Below are 19,924 nucleotides of genomic sequence, written 5' to 3'. Positions count from 1 at the left end.
TGGCGGGCCGTTTGCCTCTTCAGCGGCCGACTGCGGTGACCTGCCGGGCCCCGTCCGGGTCGGACCCGACGACCCCCACCGCTGCCACACCGCACTCGGCCGCCGCATCGAGCCGCAGCAGCACGACGTCGGCCCCGCCGCCCCGCCGGGACACCACCGTCGCCCGTTCCCTGGGACGTCCGACCAGCAGCGGAAAGTCGAGGTCCACCGGTCTGCGTGGCGCCTGCTCCGCAACATCCGATTCCCCGAGCGCCCGCGCGACGGCATGGGCACAGGTACACACCACAGCAGCGGCGACGAGGAACCCGGCGCCGATCACCCGACCGGCAGACGAGTAGATCCGCACCTGCGACGTCTCAAGAACGTCGCTCCCCCGTACGGCGGCCATGGACTTCCCGTCGGTGCCGAGGCGCTCCGCCACCCCGGCGTTCGGCGGCCAGAGGCGCAGACCGCGCGGCCTTCGCCATCCGGGAATCACGTCTGGGCTTTCCGGGCCAGTCCGGCGGCGATGAGGTGTTCCCAGACCGTGAGCTCTCGTCTTGCGCCACCGCTCCACGGGGTGTCGGTCTCGTCGGGACGCCACAGGGACGCGGGGACGATCCCGGGGTCGAGGATCTCCAGGCCCTCCAGCAGGGAGGCGATTTCCGCGTCCGTGCGCCACCGGCCGCGGCCGAACGTCTGCTGGAGGACCTTCTCGGCCTCCGCGGTCTCCGGATTGTTGCCGGAGCGGAAGTGGCTGATGAAGAAGTGGCTTCCCGAGGGGACTTGGTCGCGCCAGTAGCGGACGATGCCGGCCGGGTCCTCGTCATCGTTGACGTGGTGGAGGATGGCGCTGAGGATGACGGCGACGGGACGGTCGAAGTCGATCATCTCGAGCGTGGCGGGGTGAGAGCGAATGCCTTCGGGGTTGCGCACGTCGACCGCGATGACGCGGGTCCGGTCGTTGTTCTCCAGCAGCGCGCGGCCGTGGACCAGCACTTGGTCGTCGATGTCGACATAGACGACCCGGGACTCGGGAGCGTGCCGTTGCGCGACCTGGTGCACGTTGTCCGCGGTCGGCAGGCCACTGCCCAAGTCGATGAACTGCCGAATGCCGGTGGTCATGGCGATCTCCCTGACCGCCCGGGTCAGGGCCGCGCGGTTGGCGAAGGCGATGGCCACCGAACCGGGCAGGTCGCGTTTGAACACGTCGCCGACCTCACGGTCCACGGCGTAGTTGTCCTTGCCGCCGAGCAGGTAGTCGTAGACGCGGGCGATGCTGGGCTTGGCCGGGTCGATGGAGGAGCCTTCGTACGTCATGGCGGTCATTCTTCCCGGCGACACCGCCTGCGCGCCCCGTTTTTGAATCCTCCGGCCGGCCGGGCGGCCACCACCACCGCTGCCCCGGCACTCCCCCCCCAACGGCCACCTCCAAGCCGGGTACCGCTCGAGGTATTGCCCTTCCCCACGGCCCGTACTTAGAGTCATCCCGCCTGTCGAATCGATTCGATCGGTGTGAGGGGCCCGATGGATCCCGGGACGGGCCGGGTGGAGGTGGGGATGACCACGATCAAGGACGTCGCCGAGCGGGCAGGCGTCGCGCCGAGCACCGTCTCGTACGTACTGAGCGGGTCGCGCAAGATCTCCGAGGAGACCCGGCGCACGGTGCAGGTCGCGATCGACGAGCTCGGATACCACCCGCGTGCGAGTGCTCGTACGCTGCGCAGCGCACGGACCCGGGTGCTCGCACTGGCCACGCCGCGCGTGCCCGGGGCATACCGGGCTATCGACGGGCGGTTCGCGATCGACGTCACCGACGCAGCCCGTGTGCACGGATACGACGTGCTGCTGATGACGGACAGCGACGGCGTCGGGGGACTGCGCCGGGTGGCCCGCAGCAGGCTCGCGGACGCCGCGGTGCTGATGGCGGTCGAGGACCGAGACCCCCGTGTCGAGGTCCTGTGTGAACTGGGCTTTCCCGGGGCGCTGCTCGGTCACGACGATCACGCGGCACTGCCCTGGACCGACCTGGACTGGGAGGCCGCCGTCGCCCTCGCCGTGCGCGAGACGGCGGCGGCCGGCCACCGGCGGATCCTCTTCCTCGCGTCGGCCGACCACGAGGTCGCCGCACGTCGTGGCTATGCCCTGCACGGCCTCGCCGGCGCCCGGCGAACGGCCGTCGAGACCGGGGCCGATGTCCGCGTGATCCCGTCCCACCACGACCCGGACGTCCTCGCGCGGCGGCTGGGCGAGGCGCTGGCCGCGCGGCCCGGCCCGACCGCGCTGGTCGTCCAGCACCTGATCCTCCTCCCCCGGCTGCTGGACGTGGTGGCGGCGGCCGGGTTGCGGGTTCCCCACGACCTGACCGTCGTGCTCGTCGGCAGCCTCCCGGACGAACTGGGCGTCCGGCATCTGCCGCGGATCGACCTGCCCGTCGCGGAGATGTCCACGGCCGTGGCCCGGCTCGCCATCGACGCGATCGGCCCCGGCCTCGACGACCGGTCACCGACTGCGCGGAAGCCCCTCGCGGCAGGTGCCTCGCGCATGCCTCCTGGAACGCCGCACCACGTGATCCAGCCGCGGATGGCCGGGCCCGCCGTCGCCCCGCCGTCGCCCGGCTGACCACTCGGACCGCCCGTACGGCACGGCCGGCGACTCCCCGTCGCCGGTCACCTGCATGTCCAGAGCCGCACATGTAACGGAGGACCGCCTTGCCTTTGTCAGCAGGACCTATCAGAACAAGACGCGGACGCGTTCCCGGGCTCGCCGCCACTCTTGCCTGTGCCCTCGTCGCGCCAGGGCTGACCGGCTGTGCCGCGCAGCCCGACCCGGGCACCGTCACCGTGCTGAACTCGGCGACCGACACCGCCGAGCACACCGCCAACCAGCGGTTCTTCGACCGTTGTGGCAGGCCGCTCGGTTTGAAGGTCGAGCAGATCAGCGTGCCCGCCGACCAGATCGCCTCCAAGGCGCTGCGGATGGCGTCGTCCGACTCGCTCACCGACATCCTGGAGCTCGACGGCTCGGAGCTGCCCCAGTTCGCTCAGACCGAGGGGCTGCGGCCGCTCGACGAGGTCGGGGTCGACACCTCCGGCCTCTCCGCGAGCGCGAAGTCCCTCGGCTCGTACGACGCCACCCAGTACGGCATCGCCCGTTCCGTCAACTCCCTCGCGCTGATCTACAACACCGAGCTCCTCAAGGACGCGGGCATCGCCCCGCCCACCACCTGGGCGGAGTTACGGGCCGCCGCGAAGAAGCTGACCGCGGGCGACACGTACGGGATGGCCTTCAGCGCGAGCCCGAACGCGGACGGCGTCTACCAGTTCCTTCCGTTCTTCTGGTCCGCGGGCGGCGACGAGACCGAGATCGACAACGGCAAGGGCGAGGCCGCGCTCCGGCTCTGGAAGGACCTGGTCGCGGACGGCTCCGCCTCCAGGTCCGTCGTCACCTGGAACCAGCAGGACGTCAACGACCAGTTCGTCGCGGGCCGCGCCGCCATGATGGTCAACGGGCCGTGGCAGGTGCCGGTCCTCAGCGCCCAGAAGAACGTGGACTGGGCGGTCGCGAGCATTCCGGTGCCCGAGGCGGGCAAGCCGGCGGTGCCGCCCATCGGCGGCACCGTCATGGCGGTACCGAAGAACGACGAGGACCCGGCCCGCGAGAAGAACGCAGGCAAGGTCCTGAACTGCCTCAACTCCGAGAAGAACCAGCTCCAGTGGGGTGAGTCGGTCAACAACGTGCCCACCCGCGCCCAGGCCGCCCAGGCGTACGCGAAGCACAACCCGAAGCTCGCCGCCTTCGCCGAGCTCGTCACCACCGCCCGATCCCGTACCGCGAAGGTCGGCACCGGCTGGCCGGCCGTCGGCGACGCCCTCGCGGGCGCGTTCCAGTCCGTGCTGACGGGCCGGACCAGTCCGAAACAGGCTCTGCACCGGGCCCAGCAGCAGGCTTCGGCGGGGAAGTGAGGAACCGGCCATGACGACCATCAGCTCTCCGGCTCCCGCCACGGGCACCGCCGCAACGAAGTCCGCCGCCGGCCGCGCTCCGCTGCGCCGCGGGCTGCTGCGCTGGCTCTTCGTCGCTCCCGCGCTCGCCTACATGGCGCTCTTCTTCGGCTACCCGCTCATCCGCAACGTCGTGATGAGCTTCCAGCACTACACGCCGAAGACGTACTTCACCGGCGAAGCCCCGTTCAACGGCCTCGACAACTGGCGGGCCGTCTTCGCCGACGAGCTGTTCACCGACGCCCTGTGGCACACGGCCCTGTTCACCGTCGGCTCGCTGCTCGGCCAGTTCACTGTCGGCCTGGCCCTCGCGGTCTTCTTCTCCCGGCGCTTCCGGCTCTCCGGCTTCGTGCGCGCCGTCCTGCTGCTGCCGTGGCTCGTGCCCATGGTCGTCTCCGCCGTCGTCTGGCGGCGCATCCTCGACCAGGACCACGGCATGCTGAACACCGCCCTCCACGCGGTCGGCCTGGTTCCTCAGGACGGCGTGCCGTGGCTGAGCAGCCCCGGCGTGGCACTGCTGTCGGCGGTCCTGGTCAACATCTGGATCGGCATCCCGTTCAACATGGTCATCCTCTACGGCGGCCTCCAGGAAATACCGCGCGACCTGCACGAGGCCGCCTCGCTCGACGGTTGCGGCCCATGGCGGACGTTCCGCAGCATCACGCTGCCGATGCTGCGCCCGGTGATCACCGTCGTACTCGTACTGGGCTTCATGTCGACGGTGAAGATCCTCGACCTGATCCTGGCACTGACTTCGGGCGGGCCCGCGGACTCCACACAGACCCTGGGCACCGTCACGTACCAGCTCTCCTTCCTTCGGCTCGACTTCGGCCAGGGGGCCGTGGTGGGCAATGTCCTGATCCTCATCAGCGCGGTCTTCGCCGTGCTGTACCTGCGGGCCGACCGCGCCGACTTCGGCAAGGGGAAGTGACCGTCGATGAACCGACCGCTGAAACGACCGGCGAGCCTTCTGCGCGTTCGCTCGGTGTGGAACACCGCCGCCGCGCTGCTGATCCTCGCCGTGCTGCTCTTCCCCGTGTACTGGATGCTCAACACCGCTCTCCAGCCCGAGTCGAGCATCGCCGCCACCGAGTGGTTCCCCGTCCCGCCGTCCCTGAAGAACTTCGACACGGCGCTCAGCACCCAGGGCGGTTCGCTGCTCACCAGCCTCGTCGTGGCACTCGGCGCCGTCGTCGTCTGCCTCGCGTTCGCCGCGCCCGCCGCGTACGGGCTCGCCCAGTTCGGACTACGCGGCGGGCAGAGCATCGTCTTCGCCACGCTCATCACGCAGATGGTTCCGGGCATCGTCATCGCCAACGCCCTCTACAGCGCCTATGCACAGCTCGACCTCGTCAACTCCTACCTGGGGCTGATCCTGGCGGACGCCTCGCTCGGCCTGCCGTTCGCGGTCGTACTGCTGCGGGCGTTCATGGTGTCGATCCCGAGCGAGGTCGTCGAAGCCGCGATGGTGGACGGGGCGAACCGCCTCACCGCGTTCGTCCGGATCGTGCTGCCCATGAGCCGCAACGCCCTGATCACCGCGGGACTGTTCACCTTCCTCTTCGCGTGGTCGGACTTCATGTTCGCGCTCACCCTCAACACCACGGACGACGTCAAGCCCGTCACACTCGGCATCTACCAGTTCGTCGGCGCGCATGTCAGCGACTGGGGCGCGGTGATGGCGACCGCGGTGCTCTCCGCCGTACCGGCAGCGGTCCTGCTCGTCGTCGCCCAGAAGTACATCGCCGCCGGGATCACCGGCGGGTCGGTCAAGTAGGGCGGTTCCTCTCCTGTGAGTCACTCCGAGTCCGTCGAGTTCCCCGAGTTCCCCGCCGGCTTCTTCTTCGGTGCCGCCACGGCCAGTTACCAGATCGAGGGTGCGTACGACGAGGACGGCAGAGGCCCGTCCATCTGGGACACCTTCTGCCGCGAGCCCGGGCGCGTCGCGGACGGCGCCACCGGTGACGTCGCCTGCGACCACTACCACCGCTACCGCGAGGACATCGCGCTGCTGCGCGAGCTGGGCGTGGACAGCTACCGCTTCTCCATCGCCTGGCCGCGTGTCCAGCCGACCGGTTCCGGCCCGGCCAACGCGGCCGGGCTCGGCTTCTACGACCGGCTCGTGGACGAGCTGCTGGCCTCCGGCATCTCCCCCGCCGCCACCCTCTACCACTGGGACCTCCCCCAGGCCCTGGAGGACCGGGGCGGCTGGCGGGTACGGGAGACGGCGGAGCGGTTCGCCGAGTACGCCGGGACGGTCGCCGCCCGGCTCGGCGACCGGGTGGACCGCTGGATCACGCTCAACGAGCCCTTCTGCAGCGCCTTCGTCGGCTACGCGGCGGGCGCCCACGCCCCCGGCGCCCGCGAGGGCCGCGGCGCGCTCGCCGCGGCGCACCATCTGCTCGTCGGCCACGGGCTGGCCGTGCACGCGCTGCGCGCGGCGGGTGCACGGGAGGTCGGGATCACGCTCAACCCCGACCGGCTGCTGCCGGCCACGCACTCCCCCGCCGACCTGGCCGCCGTACGCCGCGTCGAGACGCTCCACAACGACGTGTGGTTCGAGCCGCTGTTCGCCGGGCGCTACCCGGAGCACGAAGCCGAGACGTGGGGCGAGTTGCTGCCCTCCGGCGACGGCCAGTACCGGCTCGACGGCGACCTCGGCCTCATCGGCGCGCCGCTCGACTTCGTCGGCGTCAACTACTACCGCCCGATCACCGTCCGCGACGCCCCGTACCGGGACGCCACCCCGGCCACCCGCACGGCGGTCGACGTCCGGGCCGAGGAGACCTGGCGCGACGATGTCCGCCACACCACCATGGGCTGGCCCGTCGTCCCGCACAGTTTCACGGATCTGCTGCTGGACCTCGCCGAGCGCTATCCCACGCTGCCACCGCTCCTGATCACCGAGAACGGCTCGGCGGAGGCGGACGCCGTCGACGCCGACGGCCGGGTCCGCGACGTGGAGCGGGTCGACTACCTCCGCAGCCATCTGGACGCGCTCGCCGCCGCCCTGCGCGCGGGCGTCGACGTGCGTGGCTACTACGTGTGGTCGCTGTTGGACAACTTCGAGTGGGCCCGTGGCTATGGCCAGCGCTTCGGCATCGTCCGGGTCGACTACGACACACAAGTACGCACACCCAAGGACAGCTACCGCTGGTACCGGCGGCTGATCGCCGCCCACCGGGCCCGCACCACCCCTGATGAGGACACCCGATGACGTTCACCGACGGCTACCGGCTGATGCGCGAAGGCGTCCAGGCGGCGTACGCCGCGGGGCCGCCGACGTCCAGGTCGAGGACCGGTTACCCATGCGTCCTTTCGACTGAGGGTTCTGCGCCTGCTCCACCCGCCCGTGGGCGGGGGCGCGGGCGGGTGGAGGGCGAGGTTTCCATCCCCGCTTCCGCCCGACGCTACGAGTAGCAGAGAGCAGCGCCCGCCGGCCCTCACGGCTGCATGAGGACCTTGACCGCGCCGTCCTGCTTGCGCTGGAACATCTCGTACGCGTGCGGGGCCTCGGACAGCGGCACCCGGTGGGTGGCGAAGTCGTCCACGCCGAGGGGGTCCTCGTCGGTCAGGTACGGGATGATGTCGTCGCTCCAGCGGCGGACGTTGGCCTGGCCCATCCGCATCTGGATCTGCTTGTCGAACAGGGTGAGCAGCGGGAGCGGGTCCGCCATGCCGCCGTAGACGCCGGACAGCGAGATGGTGCCGCCGCGGCGCACCAGGTCGATGGCGGTGTAGAGCGCGGCGAGGCGGTCGACGCTGAAGCGCTCGGCGATGGGGGCGCCGATCTTGCGGGGCAGGATCGCCGCGGCGTTCTGCACCATGCGCGCGGCCGCGCTGCCGTGGGCCTCGGTGCCGACGGCGTCGATCACGGCGTCGGGTCCACGGCCGTCGGTCCGGTCCTGGATCGCGGCGACGAGTTCCTTCTCGTCGTCGAAGGACCTCAGGTCGAAGGTCTCCACGCCCCGCGCCTTCGCCCGGCGCAGCCGCTCCGGGACCAGGTCGACGCCGAACACCCGGCCGGCGCCCTGCACCTGGGCGACGCGGCAGGCCATGTCGCCGATGGGGCCGAGACCGAGCACGGCGACGCTGCCGCCCTTCGGGACATCGGCGTAGGCGACGGCCTGCCAGGCGGTGGGCAGGACGTCGGAGAGGTAGACGAAGCGGTCGTCGGGCGGGCCCTCGGGGACCTTGATCGGGCCGAACTGCGCCTGCGGAACGCGCAGGTACTCGGCCTGGGCGCCGGGCACCGCGCCGTACAGGCGGGTGTAGCCGAACAGGGCGGCGCCCATGCCCTCGCCCTGGACCTGGGTGGTCTCGCACTGGGTGGGAAGGCCGGTGAGGCACATCCAGCAGTTGCCGCAGGCGATCTGGAACGGCACCACGACCCGGTCGCCCACCTGGAGGTCCGGGACTCCGGCGCCGACCTCCTCGACGATGCCCATGGGTTCATGGCCGAGGATGTCGCCCGGCGTCATGAACGGGGTGAGCACTTCGTACAAGTGCAGGTCGGACCCGCACAGCCCGGTGGAGGTGATGCGGATGACCGCGTCCGTCGGCTCCTGGATCCTCGGATCGGGCACGTTCTCCACCCGCACGTCCCGCTTGCCCTGCCAGGTCACTGCCCTCATCGCCTCGCGCTCCCTCCGTAGCGTGCGCGTCGGTCGTTCGGCGCCGTCCGGGTACCCGGACGCCCCACGCTGAACCTTGCGCCGATCGACGGACGCGGCGGAGACACTTCCTCGTCAAGAACGGTCGCCTGTGGCCATCGATGTTCAGATAAGCGCACAATCAAGACAGATCGATGACAAGAGGCGCGGTGGCGACGGTGGGCATGGGACGAGGGGCGCGCGGACGGCGCGCCACGACGACGGCGGCGCTGCTGGCCGCCACGGTGACGGCCGCGCTGGCGGTGGGCTGCACGACCGGTGGCGGCGGCCCGGGCGACGACGGACGGGGATCACCGAAGGAGTCGGGACAGGGGGAATCGCCCTCGGCGAGGGGCCCCGCCCCTCTCGTCGTAAAGATCGACAACGCCGCCCCGGCCCGCCCGCACACGGGCGTCGACGCCGCGGACGTCGTCTACGCGGAGCAGGTCGAGGGCGGGCTGAGCCGGCTGATGGCCGTGTACGCGACCCGGCTGCCGAAGACCGTCGGGCCGGTGCGCAGCGCACGCGAGTCGGACCTGGAACTGCTGCGCCAGTTCGACCGGCCCACGCTGGCCTTCTCCGGCGCGCAGAAGAAGCTCCTGCCGCTGATCGACAAGGCGCCGCTGCGGGCGGAGACACCGGGCAACGCCGCCGACGCCTTCTTCCGCGGCTCCGGCAAGCCCGCCCCGCACAACCTCTACCTGCGGCCCGAGCGGATCGTGCCCGAGGCCCCGGGGAAGGCCGCCCTGACCACCGGATTCCACTACGGGGCGGCACCCGCGGGCGGCACGGCGACGGCGTCCCGGACGGTGCGCTACCCGGCGGCCGGTTTCGCCTTCACCTGGTCGGACTCCCGCGACCGCTGGCTGGTCGGCATGGACGGCACGCCCGCGACGACGGCCGACGGCGAGCGGATGGCGGCCGCGACGGTCGTCGTGCAGTACGTGAAGGTGCGCGAGTCCGCCTTCCGGGACTTCCTCGGCAACAACACGCCGTACACCGAGACGGTCGGCTCGGGGAAGGCGACGGTGCTGCGCGACGGGCGGGCCTGGGACGTGCACTGGAAGCGGGAGAAGGCGGCGGACGGCACGACGTTCACCACCGGGGACGGCACGCCGGTGAACTTCGCGAGGGGCCAGGTGTGGGTGGTGTTCGCCAAAACGCCCTGACCGGCCCGCCTTCCGCCGGACGCCGCCCGGCCCACCCGGGCGGCGTCCGTCAGTGGGGCGCCACCAGGGGCTCCTCCGGATTGCGGAGCCCCTCGGCGGCGTCCGCGACCCGCCGGATGAGGTCGAAGAAGACCGTCCGCTCGTCGGCGGTCAGCGGGGCGAGGAAGACCTGGTTCATCCGGGCGGTGCGCACGGTCAGCTTGCGATGCGTACGGGCCCCCTCGTCCGTGAGGTGCAACAGGGAGCGGCGCCCGTCCTGGGGATCGCGGACCTTGTCGAGCAAGCCCCGCCTGCTGAGCCGGCTGATCACCTCGGCGATGGTGGACCGGTCGAGCCCCACCCGCTCCCCCACCGTGCGCTGGTCCAGGCCGGGCTCGGCGACGAGGGTGTTGAGGACGGCGAACTGGGGCGAGGTGATCTCCTCGGAGACCATCGCGTTCCACAGCAGGTAGTGCGCCTGCTGGAGCCGCCGGGCCAGGTGCCCGGGGTGGGTGGTGAGGTCCGCGGCCGCCATGTGCACCCCTCGGTCGTTTTCGTCGGTGCACTGAACAATACTCAACCCGTCGGGTACTGTCTGCCGCCTTCGCAAAGGATCACAGGCCTGTCTGCCAGAGTCTTGACGCCCCACCGCCCCGATGGCAGCGTGAGAGACAGCTTGCTGAAATACTCAGTGCCCTGATTAATTTGGTCGGGTCGCTCGGAAGAGATGGGGCTTCTCGGATGGACAAGGTGGTCGCCACAGCCCTGGAGGCGGTGGCCGACGTACCCGACGGCGCGTCGCTCGCGGTGGGCGGTTTCGGGCTGAGCGGTGTGCCGAACGTGCTGATCGAGGCGCTGTACGAGCGCGGCGTGGCCGGGCTGTCGGTGGTCTCCAACAACTGCGGGGCGATGGAGTCGGGCCTGGCGGTGCTGCTGGCCGCCGGCCGGATCGCCCGGGTCACGGGTTCCTACATCGGCGCCAACAAGGAGTTCGCCCGGCAGTACCTGGCCGGGGAGCTGGAGGTCGAGCTGATCCCGCAGGGCACGCTGGCGGAGCGGCTGCGGGCCGGCGGCGCCGGGATCCCCGCCTTCTACACCCCGGCCGGCGTCGGCACCCAGGTCGCCGACGGCGGACTGCCCTGGCGCTACGACGGTGCGGGCGGGGTCGCCCTCGCCTCGCCGCCCAAGGAGGTCCGGGACTTCGACGGCACCGAGTACGTGCTGGAGCGGGGCATCCGCACCGACTTCGCCCTGGTCCGGGCCTGGAAGGGCGACCGGCACGGCAACCTGGTCTTCAACAAGTCCTCCCGGAACTTCAACCCGCTGGCCGCGATGGCCGGGCGGGTCGCGATCGCCGAGGTGGAGGAGCTGGTGGAGCCCGGCGAGATCGACCCGGACGCGGTGCACCTGCCGGGCATCTTCGTGCAGCGGGTGCTCGCGCTCACCCCTCAGCAGGCGGCGGACAAGAAGATCGAGCAGCGGACGGTGAGGTCCTGATGGCCTGGACGCGCGAGGAGATGGCCGCACGGGCGGCGCGGGAGCTGCGGGACGGCCAGTACGTCAATCTCGGCATCGGCCTGCCCACGCTCATCCCGAACCACCTCCCCGAGGGCGTCGAGGTCGTCCTCGAATCGGAGAACGGCATCCTGGGCACCGGCCCCTACCCCACCGAGAACGCCGTCGACCCGGATCTGATCAACGCCGGGAAGGAGACGGTGACGGTCCTGCCCGGCGCGTCCTTCTTCGACTCGGCGCTGTCGTTCTCGATGATCCGGGGCGGGCACATCGACGTGGCCGTGCTCGGTGCCATGCAGGTGTCCGAGCGGGGCGACCTGGCCAACTGGGCCGTCCCCGGCAAACTGATCACCGGCATCGGCGGGGCGATGGACCTGGTGCACGGCGCCCGCACGGTCGTCGTCGTCATGACGCACACCGCCAAGGACGGCTCGCCGAAGATCCTCGCCGAGTGCGCCCTGCCGCTGACCGGCAAGGGGTGCGTGAACCGGATCATCACCGACCTCGGCGTCCTCGACGTCACCGACGACGGGCTCGTCCTGGTCGAGACCGCGCCGGGTGTGACCGCCGGCGAGATCGTCGCCAGGACCGACGCCGAACTGACCGTGCCGGAGGGCCTGAAGTGAAGGACGTCTACATCGTCGACGCGGTCCGCACGCCGATCGGCCGCTACAACGGCGCCCTCGCGAGCGTGCGCCCCGACGACCTGGCCGCGCACGCCGTCCGCGAACTCCTCGGCCGTACGCCGGAGCTGGACCCGGCCCGGGTCGAGGACGTGTACGTCGGCAACGCGAACGGGGCCGGTGAGGAGAACCGCAACGTCGGCCGGATGGCCGCGCTGCTCGCCGGTCTGCCCACGTCCGTGCCGGGCGTGACGGTCAACCGGCTGTGCGCGTCCGGCCTGGAGGCCGTGATCCAGGCGGCCCGGGCCATCGCGCTCGGCGACGCGTCCGTCGTGCTGGCCGGTGGTGTCGAGTCCATGACGCGGGCGCCGTACGTGCTGCCGAAGAGCGACAAGCCCTTCCCGGCCGGGCACACCGAGCTGTACTCGACGACGCTCGGCTGGCGGATGGTCAACCCGCGGATGGAGCCGCAGTGGACGATCCCGCTGGGCGAGTCGGCCGAACTCATCGCGGACAAGCACAAGATCGGCCGGGAGCAGCAGGACGAGTTCGCCCTGCGCAGCCACGAGAAGGCGGCCCGGGCGCAGTCCGAGGGCCTGTTCGACGGCGAGCTGACGTCCGTGGCGATCCCGCAGCGCAAGGGCGAGCCGGTGGTCTTCGCCGCCGACGAGTGCGTGCGGCCGGACGCCTCCCTGGCGGCGATGGCCAAGCTGAAGCCGTCCTTCCGCACGGAGGGCGGCACGGTGACGGCGGGCAACGCCTCGCCCCTGAACGACGGTGCGGCGGCGCTGCTGCTCGTCGACGAGGAGGGGCTGAGGGCGACGGGCCGCGAGCCGCTCGCCCGCGTCCGGGCGACGGGTGTCTCGGCGACCGACCCGCACTACTTCGGGCTGGCGCCCGTGGAGGCGGTCAACCGGGCGCTGGCCAAGGCGGGCAGGGGGTTCGACGACCTGTCGGTGCTGGAGCTGAACGAGGCGTTCGCCGCGCAGGTGCTGGGGTGTGTGGCCGAGTGGCCCGCGTTCGATCCCGCGATCCTCAATCCGCAGGGTGGCGCGATCGCGCTGGGGCATCCGCTGGGTGCGTCCGGGGCCCGGCTGGCCGGGACCGTCGCCCATCAGCTGGCCCGGCGGGGCAGTGGCGTCGGTGTCGCCACTCTGTGCATCGGCGTGGGCCAAGGCCTTGCCCTTGTCCTGGAGCGCTAGCGCCGTTCAAGACTGCGGGCCGCACGTGGCTGGTCGCGCCCGCGCGGCGGAGCCGCATATCGATCCGGCCCGCGCCCCTGACGGGGCACGATCCTCAAGAACCTCAGGGACCCCCATGACTCTCACCCAGCACGACATCGACCAGGAGATCGCGGCCAAGCACGCCGCGTACGAGAAGCACCTCGCCGACGGCGGGCCCGTCGAGCACCAGCCGCGGCGCGACTACGCGCCGTACCGGTCCTCGCTGCTCCGGCACCCCAAACAGCCACCGGTCACCATCGACGTCGCCAAGGACCCGGAGCTGGTGGAGCTGTCCTCCCCCGCCTTCGGGGAGCGGGACATCACCGAGATCGACAACGACCTCACCCGACAGCACGAGGGCGAGCCGATCGGTGAGCGCATCACCGTCTCCGGACGGCTGCTGGACCGCGACGGACGGCCGGTGCGCGGTCAGCTCGTGGAGATCTGGCAGGCCAACTCGGCGGGCCGCTACGCCCACCAGCGCGAGCAGCACGACGCCCCGCTCGACCCCAACTTCACCGGCGTGGGCCGCACCCTCACCGACGCCGACGGCCACTACCGCTTCACCACCGTCCAGCCGGGCCCGTACCCGTGGCGCCAGCACGTCAACGCCTGGCGGCCGGCGCACATCCACTTCTCGCTCTTCGGCTCGGCGTTCACCCAGCGGCTCGTGACGCAGATGTACTTCCCGAGCGACCCGCTGTTCCCCTACGACCCGATCATCCAGTCCGTGACGGACGACGCGGCCCGGCAGCGGCTGGTCGCGACGTACGACCACAGCCTGTCGGTGCCCGAGTTCTCGATGGGCTACCACTGGGACATCGTGCTGGACGGCCCGCGGGCCACCTGGATCGAAGAAGGGCGCTGACAGCCATGACGAAGATCGACACCAGCCGTCCGGACAGCGTGCTGCCCACCCCCTCGCACACCGTAGGCCCGTTCTACGGCCACGCCCTGCCCTTCCGCGGCGGCGAGGACATCGCACCCCTCGGGCACCCCGACACCGTCACCGTGCACGGCTACGTCACCGACGGCGAGGGCGACCCGCTGCCGGACGCCCTGATCGAACTGTGGGGCCCGGACCCCGACGGCACCATCCCGACCGCCGACGGCTCGATGCGGCGCGACCCGGCCTCGGGCGGCTTCCTCGGGCGCAACGGCGTGGAGTTCACCGGCTGGGGACGCATCCAGACCGACGCGAACGGCCACTGGTACGCGCGGACGCTGCGGCCCGGCGCCCGGGGGCGCAGCGCCCCGTACCTCAGCGTGTGCGTCTTCGCACGCGGGCTGCTCGTGCACCTGTACACCCGGATCTACCTGCCGGGCGACGCGACGGCGCTCGCCGCCGATCCGCTGCTGTCCGGGCTGGAGGACGCTCGCCGCGACACGCTGATCGCCGCCGAGGAGGGGGACGGCACGTACCGTTTCGACATCCGCCTTCAGGGCGAAGGCGAAACGGTCTTCCTGGAGTTCCAGTGACAGCTCACCCCGGCGACACCGGCCTGCTCGCCCCCGGGTGGTCCGACTCCGCGGCCGCCTCCGCCACCCGGGACGACGCGTTCCTGCGGGCGATGCTCGACGCGGAGGCCGCGCTGACCCGGGCCCAGGCCGCCGCGGGCCTCGCCCCGGCCGAGGCGGCGACGGCGGTGACCGGGGCGGCCGACGCCGGCGTCTTCGACGTACGCTCCCTCGCCGAGCGGGCGCGCGCGGGCGGCAACCCCGTCATCCCCCTGGTCGCCGATCTGACGAAGGCCGTGGGCGACGCCTACGGCCCCTACGTCCACCGGGGCGCGACCAGCCAGGACATCATGGACACGGCGATGATGCTGGTCGCCGCGCGGACCCTCGACCCGGTCCTCGCCGACCTCGGCCGTACCGAGCAGGCCCTGTCCCGGCTGGCCGCCGAGCACCGTGACACGGCGATGCCCGGGCGGACCCTCACCCAGCACGCCGTACCGACCACGTTCGGCCTGAAGGCGGCCGGATGGCGGTCGCTGGTGCTCGACGCACGGGACCGGGTGCGGGCCGTGCGGGAGTCGTTGCCGGCCCAACTGGGCGGTGCGGCGGGGACGCTGGCGGCCTTCGGGGCGTACGGCGCGAGCGACCCGGCCGGGCTGCCGGAGATCTACGCCCGCGAACTCGGCCTCCGTGCGCCCGATCTGCCCTGGCACACCCTGCGGACGCCGATGGGTGATCTCGCCGGGTGCCTGGCCTTCGCGGCCGGCGCGCTCGGCAAGCTCGCCGTGGACGTCCTGACCCTGTCGCGCACCGAGATCGCCGAGGTCGCCGAGGGCAGTGGCGGCGGGTCGTCCGCCATGCCGCACAAGTCCAATCCCGTACGGTCCACCCTGATCGCCTCCGCCGCGCGGCGGGCACCGCAGCTCGCGGCCACACTGTACGGATCCATGGCCGCCGAGGACGAACGCCCGGCCGGGGCCTGGCACGCCGAGTGGGAGCCGCTGCGCGACCTCCTGCGCCTGGTCGGCGGGGCCGCCCGGGACGCCGCCGAACTGGCGGAGGGACTGCGGGTCAGGCCCGGGGCGATGCGCGCACACCTGGATCTCACGCACGGGCTGATCGTCTCCGAGCGGCTGTCCGCCGAGCTGGCCCCGGTGCTGGGCCGCGCTCGCGCCAAGGAACTCCTCACCCGGCTGGCCTCCGCCGGGAAACCCCTCGCGGAGGCACCGGAGTTGACGGACGTGGACCTTGACCCCACCCATTACACGGGCTCCGCCGGGGCCCTCACCGACCGTGCTCTGGAGCGACGTTGACCCTCCTGAACCACCACGCCGAAGGGCCCGTCTCCGCTCCCCCGCTGCTGCTCGGCCCGTCGCTCGGCACGTCGTACGCCCTGTGGGACGAGGTGGCGCCCGAGCTGTCGATCAGCCACCGGGTGGTGCGCTGGGACCTGCCGGGGCACGGCGGTTCGGCGGCCGGTCTCATCGAAGCGGGCGCGACGGTCGGTGACCTCGCGGGGCTGGTGCTGGCGCTCGCCGACTCGCTCGGCATCGAGCGGTTCGCGTACGCGGGCGTGTCCCTGGGCGGGGCCGTCGGGCTGCATCTCGCGACGCACCGTCCCGAGCGGCTGTCGTCGCTCGCCGTGATCTGTTCGTCGGCGCACTTCAACGGTTTTGGGCCCTGGGAGGAGCGGGCCGCGCTGGTGCGGCGGGAGGGGCTCGCCGGGCTGGCGGAGAACGCCGACGCGCGCTGGTTCGCCGGTGACTTCACCGTGCCGCGCCTGGTCCGCGACCATCGGGACGCCGACCCGGAGGCGTACGCCGCCTGCTGTGACGCGCTCGCCGCGTTCGATCTGCGGGACCGGCTCACGGAGATCGCCGTGCCGACCCTGCTGGTCGCCGGCCGCGAGGACCCGGCGACGCCCCCTTCGCATCTGCGGGAGATCGCCGACGCCGTGCCGCGCGCGACGCTCGTGGAACTGCCGGGCGCCTCCCATCTGGCGCCCGCGCAGTGCCCGGAGGCGGTGCTGACCGCCCTGCGCGCCCACCTCGGCCCAGGGGCCCCGCGGGGCATGGCCGTACGGCGGGAGGTGCTCGGCGACGCGCATGTCGACCGGGCGCAGGCCCGGCAGACACCGTTCACGGCCCGCTTCCAGGACTTCATCTCGCGCTACGCCTGGGGTGAGATCTGGACCGACCCGACCCTGTCACGCCGCGAGCGCAGCATGATCACGCTCACCGCGCTGGTCGCGCACGGCCACTACGACGAACTGGCCATGCACGTCCGCGCGGCCCGCCGCAACGGTCTCACCCCGGAGGAGATCGGCGCGGTGCTGCTCCAGACGGCGGTGTACTGCGGGGTACCGGCGGCGAACTCGGCGTTCGCGACGGCTCAGCGGGTGCTGGCCGAGGAGGACGGCACCTCATGACTGCGCGCACCTGACTGCGCACGCCTGACCGCGGACATGACCGCGCGCGCCTGACCGCGCCCCCGGACTACGCCGGTCCGACGCCGGACGTGAGCGCCGCCCGCGCCCGCTCCGCCAGTCCGTCGGCCCCGCACGAGACCGCCAGGTCCAGGCCGCGATGGAGGTCGCTCAGCGAGCGGGCGGCGACGCCGAACTCGATGCGGGCCGCCGCGTACTCGTACTGACAGGGCGAGGCCTCCAGGTAGGTGACGGCCTGGGCGTAGAGCCGGACCGCGCGCTGCCCGGTCTCCAGGTCGGCGGCGCAGCGCAGGGCCTCCCCTATCGCGGTGTCCGTGCCGAAGCGCTCCGCCTGGCGGCGGACGTCGACGGCGAGCCGGGCGGCCCGGGCCGGGTCCTCGGCGCTGAGGGCACGGGCGAGGTCGGCCGCCCAGGGGACGAGCACGGGGTTGTGGTGCCCCCGGGCCGCCGCGGCCTTCTCCGCCGCCTCCAGTTCGTTGATGCCGTCCTTGGTGCGGCCGACGGCCAGCAGCAGCCGCCCGCGCACCGAGCGGGGATCCGGCAGGACGATGGTGGACGGGTAGGGCGGGGCGAAGCCGTGCCGTTCGGCGACGTCCCAGGCCTGCTCGACATGGCCGCGGGCCAGCAGGGTGTCCACCAGGCTGCAGGTCGCCGACCAGTACAGGGGCAGGCCGCGGCCGACGCGCTCGGCGAGGCGCAGTGCCTCGCGCAGGGACGCCTCGGCCTCCTTCAGCCGGCCCCGCCTGCGGTGGCCGATCCCGACGTAGGCGTGGGCCAGGGCGAGGTGGCCGCCGCTCCAGCCGGCCGTCTCGTAGGCGCGCAGCGCTTCGTTGTAGAGGGTCTCGGCGCGGTCGAGGCGGTCGGTGAAGCAGTAGGCGTTGGCCAGCATCAGCAGCAGTTCGATGCCCCACTCGGTGTCGGTCCAGCCGAGTCCGGGGGCCAGCCGGCCGTTGACGAGGGCGCGGTCGCACAGTTCGGCGACCTCCTCGGCGTTCTCGCCGTGCATCAGGGCGTCGAAGCCGCGCAGGATGAGCAGGGCGCGTTCGGAGTTGTCCCGGCCGGTGCAGGTGCTCGCGAGGTCGGCGAGCCGCTGGGAGCGGTCGGGTGAGGTGGCCTCGCCGGCGTGCAGGCCCTCCCACATGAAGTGCACGGCCTGGAGCCGCATCCGGGCGGGTCCGGACCGGAGCCGGGCGGCCTCCGCCTCGACCGTGCGGACGGCCTCCTCCAGCTGGTCGTTGTGCAGGAGCGCCTGGGAGAGCCGGAAGACGGCGTCCACCCGCTGGTCGCCGTCGAGGCCGGGCATGCCGAGGGCGGTCCGCAGATGGCCGATGGTGCGGGCCGGCGCGGTGAGGAAGGTGGCCCCGGCGAGTTCGTAGAGCACGTGCGGGTGGGAGTCGGGCCGGGGCGGTTCCTTCAGGGCGCGCTCCAGGCAGCGGCGGGCGGCGTCCGGGGCGCCCACGGCGAGGTGCTCGCGGGCGGCCTCGCGCAGCTGCCCGACGAGTTCCTCGTCGTCGTCCGGGTGGACCTCCAGGAGGTGGCGGGCGGCGGCCGCGGCGCCGTGTCCCTCGTCGGAGACGATCCGGGCGGCGATGCCGTGCATGGCGGTGCGCAGGGCGTCGGGGATGGAGTTGTAGACGGCGGTCGCGATCAGCGGGTGGACGAACTCCAGGTCGCCGTCGGTGCTGCGGCCGGTCGCGGGGTCGGGCGCGGTGAGGATGCGGGCGGTGCGCAGCAGTTCGGCGCAGCGGCGGGCGTCGTCCGGGCGCAGGGTGGCGAGCTTGGCTACCAGGCCGACGGAGATGCCGGTGCCGAGGATGGCGGCGGCCCAGGCGAACCGGGTGGCGTCGATGCCGAGTTCCTCCAGGCGGGCGACGAGGCCGCCGCCGCGGGCCGAGCGGTTCAGCTCGCGCAGTTCGCCGGCCCGGGCCTCGACCGGGTCGAGCTCGCTGTCCTGCACCTTGGCGAGGAGTTCGACGGTCTCGTAGGGGTTGCCGGCGGTGACGGCCCAGACCTCGCGGCAGAACGCGGCGTCGGCGTGCCGGCCCAGGGTGGCGCGGGTGAGCCCGGCCGTGGCGTCCGGGGTGAGGGCGCTCAGGGTCGTGACGGGGCCGTCGGCCGCGGCGGCGACGGTGTCGAGGTGGCGGGCGCTCGGGCCGGAGACCTCCTCGCAGCGGCGGGCGACGACGACCAGGACGGACATCTCGTCGAGGCGCTCGGCGAGCCCCGCGAGCCAGTGCAGGGTCTCCTGGTCCGCCCAGTGGGCGTCGTCGATCAGCAGCACCAGTGGCCAGTCCCGGCGGGCGAGCCGGCGCACGGCCGCGACCAGGCCGTCGCACACGCCCTGCGGGTCGGCCCGCCGGTCGCCGGGTTCCGCTATGCCGAGGGCGGGGCCGGCGATGTCGTACCAGTCGCCGAGGTACTCGCGGGCCTCCTCCGGCAGCATCGACACCAGGGCCGGCTGCAGCAACTGCCGTACCACGTTGAAGGGGACGGACCTGAGGGTCTCGCCGCCCCGCGCCGACCAGACCGTGCAGCCGCGGGCCTCCGCGATGCGGCGGGTTTCGGCCAGCAGCGCGGTCTTGCCGAGTCCTGCCTCGCCGCGGAAGACCAGCAGTGCGCCGGACGAGGATCGGTCCGTGCACAGGCTGTCGACCGCCCGCGTGACGGCAGCGACCTCCTCGTCGCGCTCCCACAGGGAAGCCGAGGCGGCGGCCGTGGGCCGTACCTCCGTCATCCCGCTACCTCCCCAAGTCGCCCGAACGACGTACAGACGTCGAGCGTAGCCGTCCGATTGCCTGAGTGGAGGGTGGTCGGGGCACCTCTTGCCGTGACGGGTGACACCGCGTGCAGCCGGGCGACGCGACGGGCACGCCACC

The 19,924-nt window shown here is 72.4% G+C and carries 18 protein-coding genes; 13 read left to right on the top strand and 5 right to left on the bottom strand.

What is annotated here, in order from left to right:
• Positions 1 to 19: 19 nt before the first annotated feature.
• Both QOL88_RS33605 and QOL88_RS33600 read right to left on the bottom strand, forming a co-directional pair.
• Positions 20 to 478 (bottom strand): hypothetical protein, encoded by a 459-nt coding sequence (locus tag QOL88_RS33605; protein ID WP_143668909.1) that lies wholly within the window; start codon positions 476 to 478, stop codon positions 20 to 22.
• The gene (locus QOL88_RS33600) at positions 475 to 1,308 is read right to left on the bottom strand and encodes an SAM-dependent methyltransferase (protein ID WP_097221999.1); all 834 of its coding nucleotides are present in this window, start codon (positions 1,306 to 1,308) and stop codon (positions 475 to 477) included. Before QOL88_RS33600 ends, QOL88_RS33605 begins: the two co-directional genes overlap by 4 nt.
• 231 nt (positions 1,309 to 1,539) lie before the next feature.
• Here QOL88_RS33600 and QOL88_RS33595 point away from each other — a divergent pair, with 231 nt between their 5' ends.
• The 5 genes from QOL88_RS33595 (at position 1,540) to QOL88_RS33575 (ending at position 7,200) form a co-directional block, all read left to right on the top strand.
• Entirely contained in the window at positions 1,540 to 2,601 is a 1,062-nt protein-coding gene (locus QOL88_RS33595) for a LacI family DNA-binding transcriptional regulator (RefSeq protein ID WP_097221998.1), read from the top strand.
• An 89-nt stretch (positions 2,602 to 2,690) separates the two neighbouring features.
• Positions 2,691 to 3,944: a sugar ABC transporter substrate-binding protein gene (locus QOL88_RS33590; RefSeq protein WP_097221997.1), complete on the top strand. Its 1,254-nt coding sequence runs from the start codon at positions 2,691 to 2,693 to the stop codon at positions 3,942 to 3,944.
• A gap of 10 nt (positions 3,945 to 3,954) precedes the next feature.
• The gene (locus QOL88_RS33585; protein WP_097221996.1) at positions 3,955 to 4,914 is read left to right on the top strand and encodes a carbohydrate ABC transporter permease; all 960 of its coding nucleotides are present in this window, start codon (positions 3,955 to 3,957) and stop codon (positions 4,912 to 4,914) included.
• Between the two features lie 6 nt (positions 4,915 to 4,920).
• The gene (locus tag QOL88_RS33580) at positions 4,921 to 5,760 is read left to right on the top strand and encodes a carbohydrate ABC transporter permease (RefSeq protein ID WP_097221995.1); all 840 of its coding nucleotides are present in this window, start codon (positions 4,921 to 4,923) and stop codon (positions 5,758 to 5,760) included.
• A gap of 15 nt (positions 5,761 to 5,775) precedes the next feature.
• Positions 5,776 to 7,200, top strand: a complete 1,425-nt coding sequence (locus tag QOL88_RS33575; protein WP_097221994.1) for a GH1 family beta-glucosidase — start codon at positions 5,776 to 5,778, stop codon at positions 7,198 to 7,200.
• Positions 7,201 to 7,426: 226 nt separating this feature from the next.
• On the opposite strand, the gene QOL88_RS33570 is transcribed toward QOL88_RS33575, so the two are convergent.
• Positions 7,427 to 8,617 carry a zinc-dependent alcohol dehydrogenase gene (locus tag QOL88_RS33570; RefSeq protein ID WP_097221993.1) on the bottom strand — a complete coding sequence of 397 codons (1,191 nt, stop codon included), beginning with the start codon at positions 8,615 to 8,617 and terminating at the stop codon, positions 7,427 to 7,429.
• 173 nt (positions 8,618 to 8,790) lie between these two features.
• Between QOL88_RS33570 and QOL88_RS33565 the strand changes: the two genes are divergently transcribed.
• Positions 8,791 to 9,804, top strand: a complete 1,014-nt coding sequence (locus tag QOL88_RS33565) for a DUF3048 domain-containing protein (RefSeq protein WP_441349298.1) — start codon at positions 8,791 to 8,793, stop codon at positions 9,802 to 9,804.
• Positions 9,805 to 9,853: 49 nt separating this feature from the next.
• On the opposite strand, the gene QOL88_RS33560 is transcribed toward QOL88_RS33565, so the two are convergent.
• Entirely contained in the window at positions 9,854 to 10,318 is a 465-nt protein-coding gene (locus QOL88_RS33560; RefSeq protein ID WP_097221992.1) for a MarR family winged helix-turn-helix transcriptional regulator, read from the bottom strand.
• Between the two features lie 206 nt (positions 10,319 to 10,524).
• Between QOL88_RS33560 and QOL88_RS33555 the strand changes: the two genes are divergently transcribed.
• The 7 genes from QOL88_RS33555 (at position 10,525) to pcaDC (ending at position 17,030) form a co-directional block, all read left to right on the top strand.
• Positions 10,525 to 11,280: a CoA transferase subunit A gene (locus QOL88_RS33555; RefSeq protein WP_097221991.1), complete on the top strand. Its 756-nt coding sequence runs from the start codon at positions 10,525 to 10,527 to the stop codon at positions 11,278 to 11,280.
• The gene (locus tag QOL88_RS33550; RefSeq protein ID WP_097221990.1) at positions 11,280 to 11,924 is read left to right on the top strand and encodes a CoA transferase subunit B; all 645 of its coding nucleotides are present in this window, start codon (positions 11,280 to 11,282) and stop codon (positions 11,922 to 11,924) included. The genes QOL88_RS33555 and QOL88_RS33550 overlap by 1 nt, the downstream gene beginning before the upstream one ends.
• Positions 11,921 to 13,123 carry a thiolase family protein gene (locus QOL88_RS33545; RefSeq protein WP_097221989.1) on the top strand — a complete coding sequence of 401 codons (1,203 nt, stop codon included), beginning with the start codon at positions 11,921 to 11,923 and terminating at the stop codon, positions 13,121 to 13,123. The genes QOL88_RS33550 and QOL88_RS33545 overlap by 4 nt, the downstream gene beginning before the upstream one ends.
• Before the next feature lie 115 nt (positions 13,124 to 13,238).
• Positions 13,239 to 14,012 carry a protocatechuate 3,4-dioxygenase subunit beta gene (gene pcaH / locus QOL88_RS33540; RefSeq protein ID WP_097221988.1) on the top strand — a complete coding sequence of 258 codons (774 nt, stop codon included), beginning with the start codon at positions 13,239 to 13,241 and terminating at the stop codon, positions 14,010 to 14,012.
• 5 nt (positions 14,013 to 14,017) lie between these two features.
• Positions 14,018 to 14,623: a protocatechuate 3,4-dioxygenase subunit alpha gene (pcaG, locus tag QOL88_RS33535; RefSeq protein WP_097221987.1), complete on the top strand. Its 606-nt coding sequence runs from the start codon at positions 14,018 to 14,020 to the stop codon at positions 14,621 to 14,623.
• A complete protein-coding gene (gene pcaB / locus QOL88_RS33530; RefSeq protein ID WP_097221986.1) occupies positions 14,620 to 15,915 on the top strand; it encodes a 3-carboxy-cis,cis-muconate cycloisomerase in 1,296 nt (431 codons plus the stop codon). Before pcaG ends, pcaB begins: the two co-directional genes overlap by 4 nt.
• Positions 15,912 to 17,030: a bifunctional 3-oxoadipate enol-lactonase/4-carboxymuconolactone decarboxylase PcaDC gene (gene pcaDC / locus QOL88_RS33525; RefSeq protein WP_097221985.1), complete on the top strand. Its 1,119-nt coding sequence runs from the start codon at positions 15,912 to 15,914 to the stop codon at positions 17,028 to 17,030. The genes pcaB and pcaDC overlap by 4 nt, the downstream gene beginning before the upstream one ends.
• A 67-nt stretch (positions 17,031 to 17,097) precedes the next feature.
• Here pcaDC and QOL88_RS33520 read toward each other — a convergent pair whose 3' ends face one another.
• The gene (locus QOL88_RS33520; RefSeq protein WP_097221984.1) at positions 17,098 to 19,782 is read right to left on the bottom strand and encodes an ATP-binding protein; all 2,685 of its coding nucleotides are present in this window, start codon (positions 19,780 to 19,782) and stop codon (positions 17,098 to 17,100) included.
• Positions 19,783 to 19,924 lie beyond the last annotated feature (142 nt).

Source organism: Streptomyces sp. Ag82_O1-12 (genome assembly GCF_900182715.1).
Taxonomy (GTDB): domain Bacteria; phylum Actinomycetota; class Actinomycetes; order Streptomycetales; family Streptomycetaceae; genus Streptomyces; species Streptomyces massasporeus.
The sequence above is the reverse complement of the archived record's forward strand: the minus strand, read 5'-3'. Positions and strand labels throughout refer to the sequence as shown.

What these genes read in the sequence shown, in the direction of transcription:
- QOL88_RS33585 (WP_097221996.1), top strand. Translation starts at nt 3,955, where the DNA reads ATGACGACCATCAGCTCTCCGGCTCCCGCCACGGGCACCGCCGCAACG.
- QOL88_RS33580 (WP_097221995.1), top strand. Translation starts at nt 4,921, where the DNA reads ATGAACCGACCGCTGAAACGACCGGCGAGCCTTCTGCGCGTTCGCTCG.
- pcaG (WP_097221987.1), top strand. Translation starts at nt 14,018, where the DNA reads ATGACGAAGATCGACACCAGCCGTCCGGACAGCGTGCTGCCCACCCCC.
- QOL88_RS33565 (WP_441349298.1), top strand. Translation starts at nt 8,791, where the DNA reads ATGACAAGAGGCGCGGTGGCGACGGTGGGCATGGGACGAGGGGCGCGC.
- QOL88_RS33600 (WP_097221999.1), bottom strand. Translation starts at nt 1,308, where the DNA reads ATGACCGCCATGACGTACGAAGGCTCCTCCATCGACCCGGCCAAGCCC.
- QOL88_RS33550 (WP_097221990.1), top strand. Translation starts at nt 11,280, where the DNA reads ATGGCCTGGACGCGCGAGGAGATGGCCGCACGGGCGGCGCGGGAGCTG.
- QOL88_RS33570 (WP_097221993.1), bottom strand. Translation starts at nt 8,617, where the DNA reads ATGAGGGCAGTGACCTGGCAGGGCAAGCGGGACGTGCGGGTGGAGAAC.
- QOL88_RS33520 (WP_097221984.1), bottom strand. Translation starts at nt 19,782, where the DNA reads ATGACGGAGGTACGGCCCACGGCCGCCGCCTCGGCTTCCCTGTGGGAG.
- QOL88_RS33595 (WP_097221998.1), top strand. Translation starts at nt 1,540, where the DNA reads ATGACCACGATCAAGGACGTCGCCGAGCGGGCAGGCGTCGCGCCGAGC.
- QOL88_RS33555 (WP_097221991.1), top strand. Translation starts at nt 10,525, where the DNA reads ATGGACAAGGTGGTCGCCACAGCCCTGGAGGCGGTGGCCGACGTACCC.
- pcaH (WP_097221988.1), top strand. Translation starts at nt 13,239, where the DNA reads ATGACTCTCACCCAGCACGACATCGACCAGGAGATCGCGGCCAAGCAC.
- QOL88_RS33560 (WP_097221992.1), bottom strand. Translation starts at nt 10,318, where the DNA reads ATGGCGGCCGCGGACCTCACCACCCACCCCGGGCACCTGGCCCGGCGG.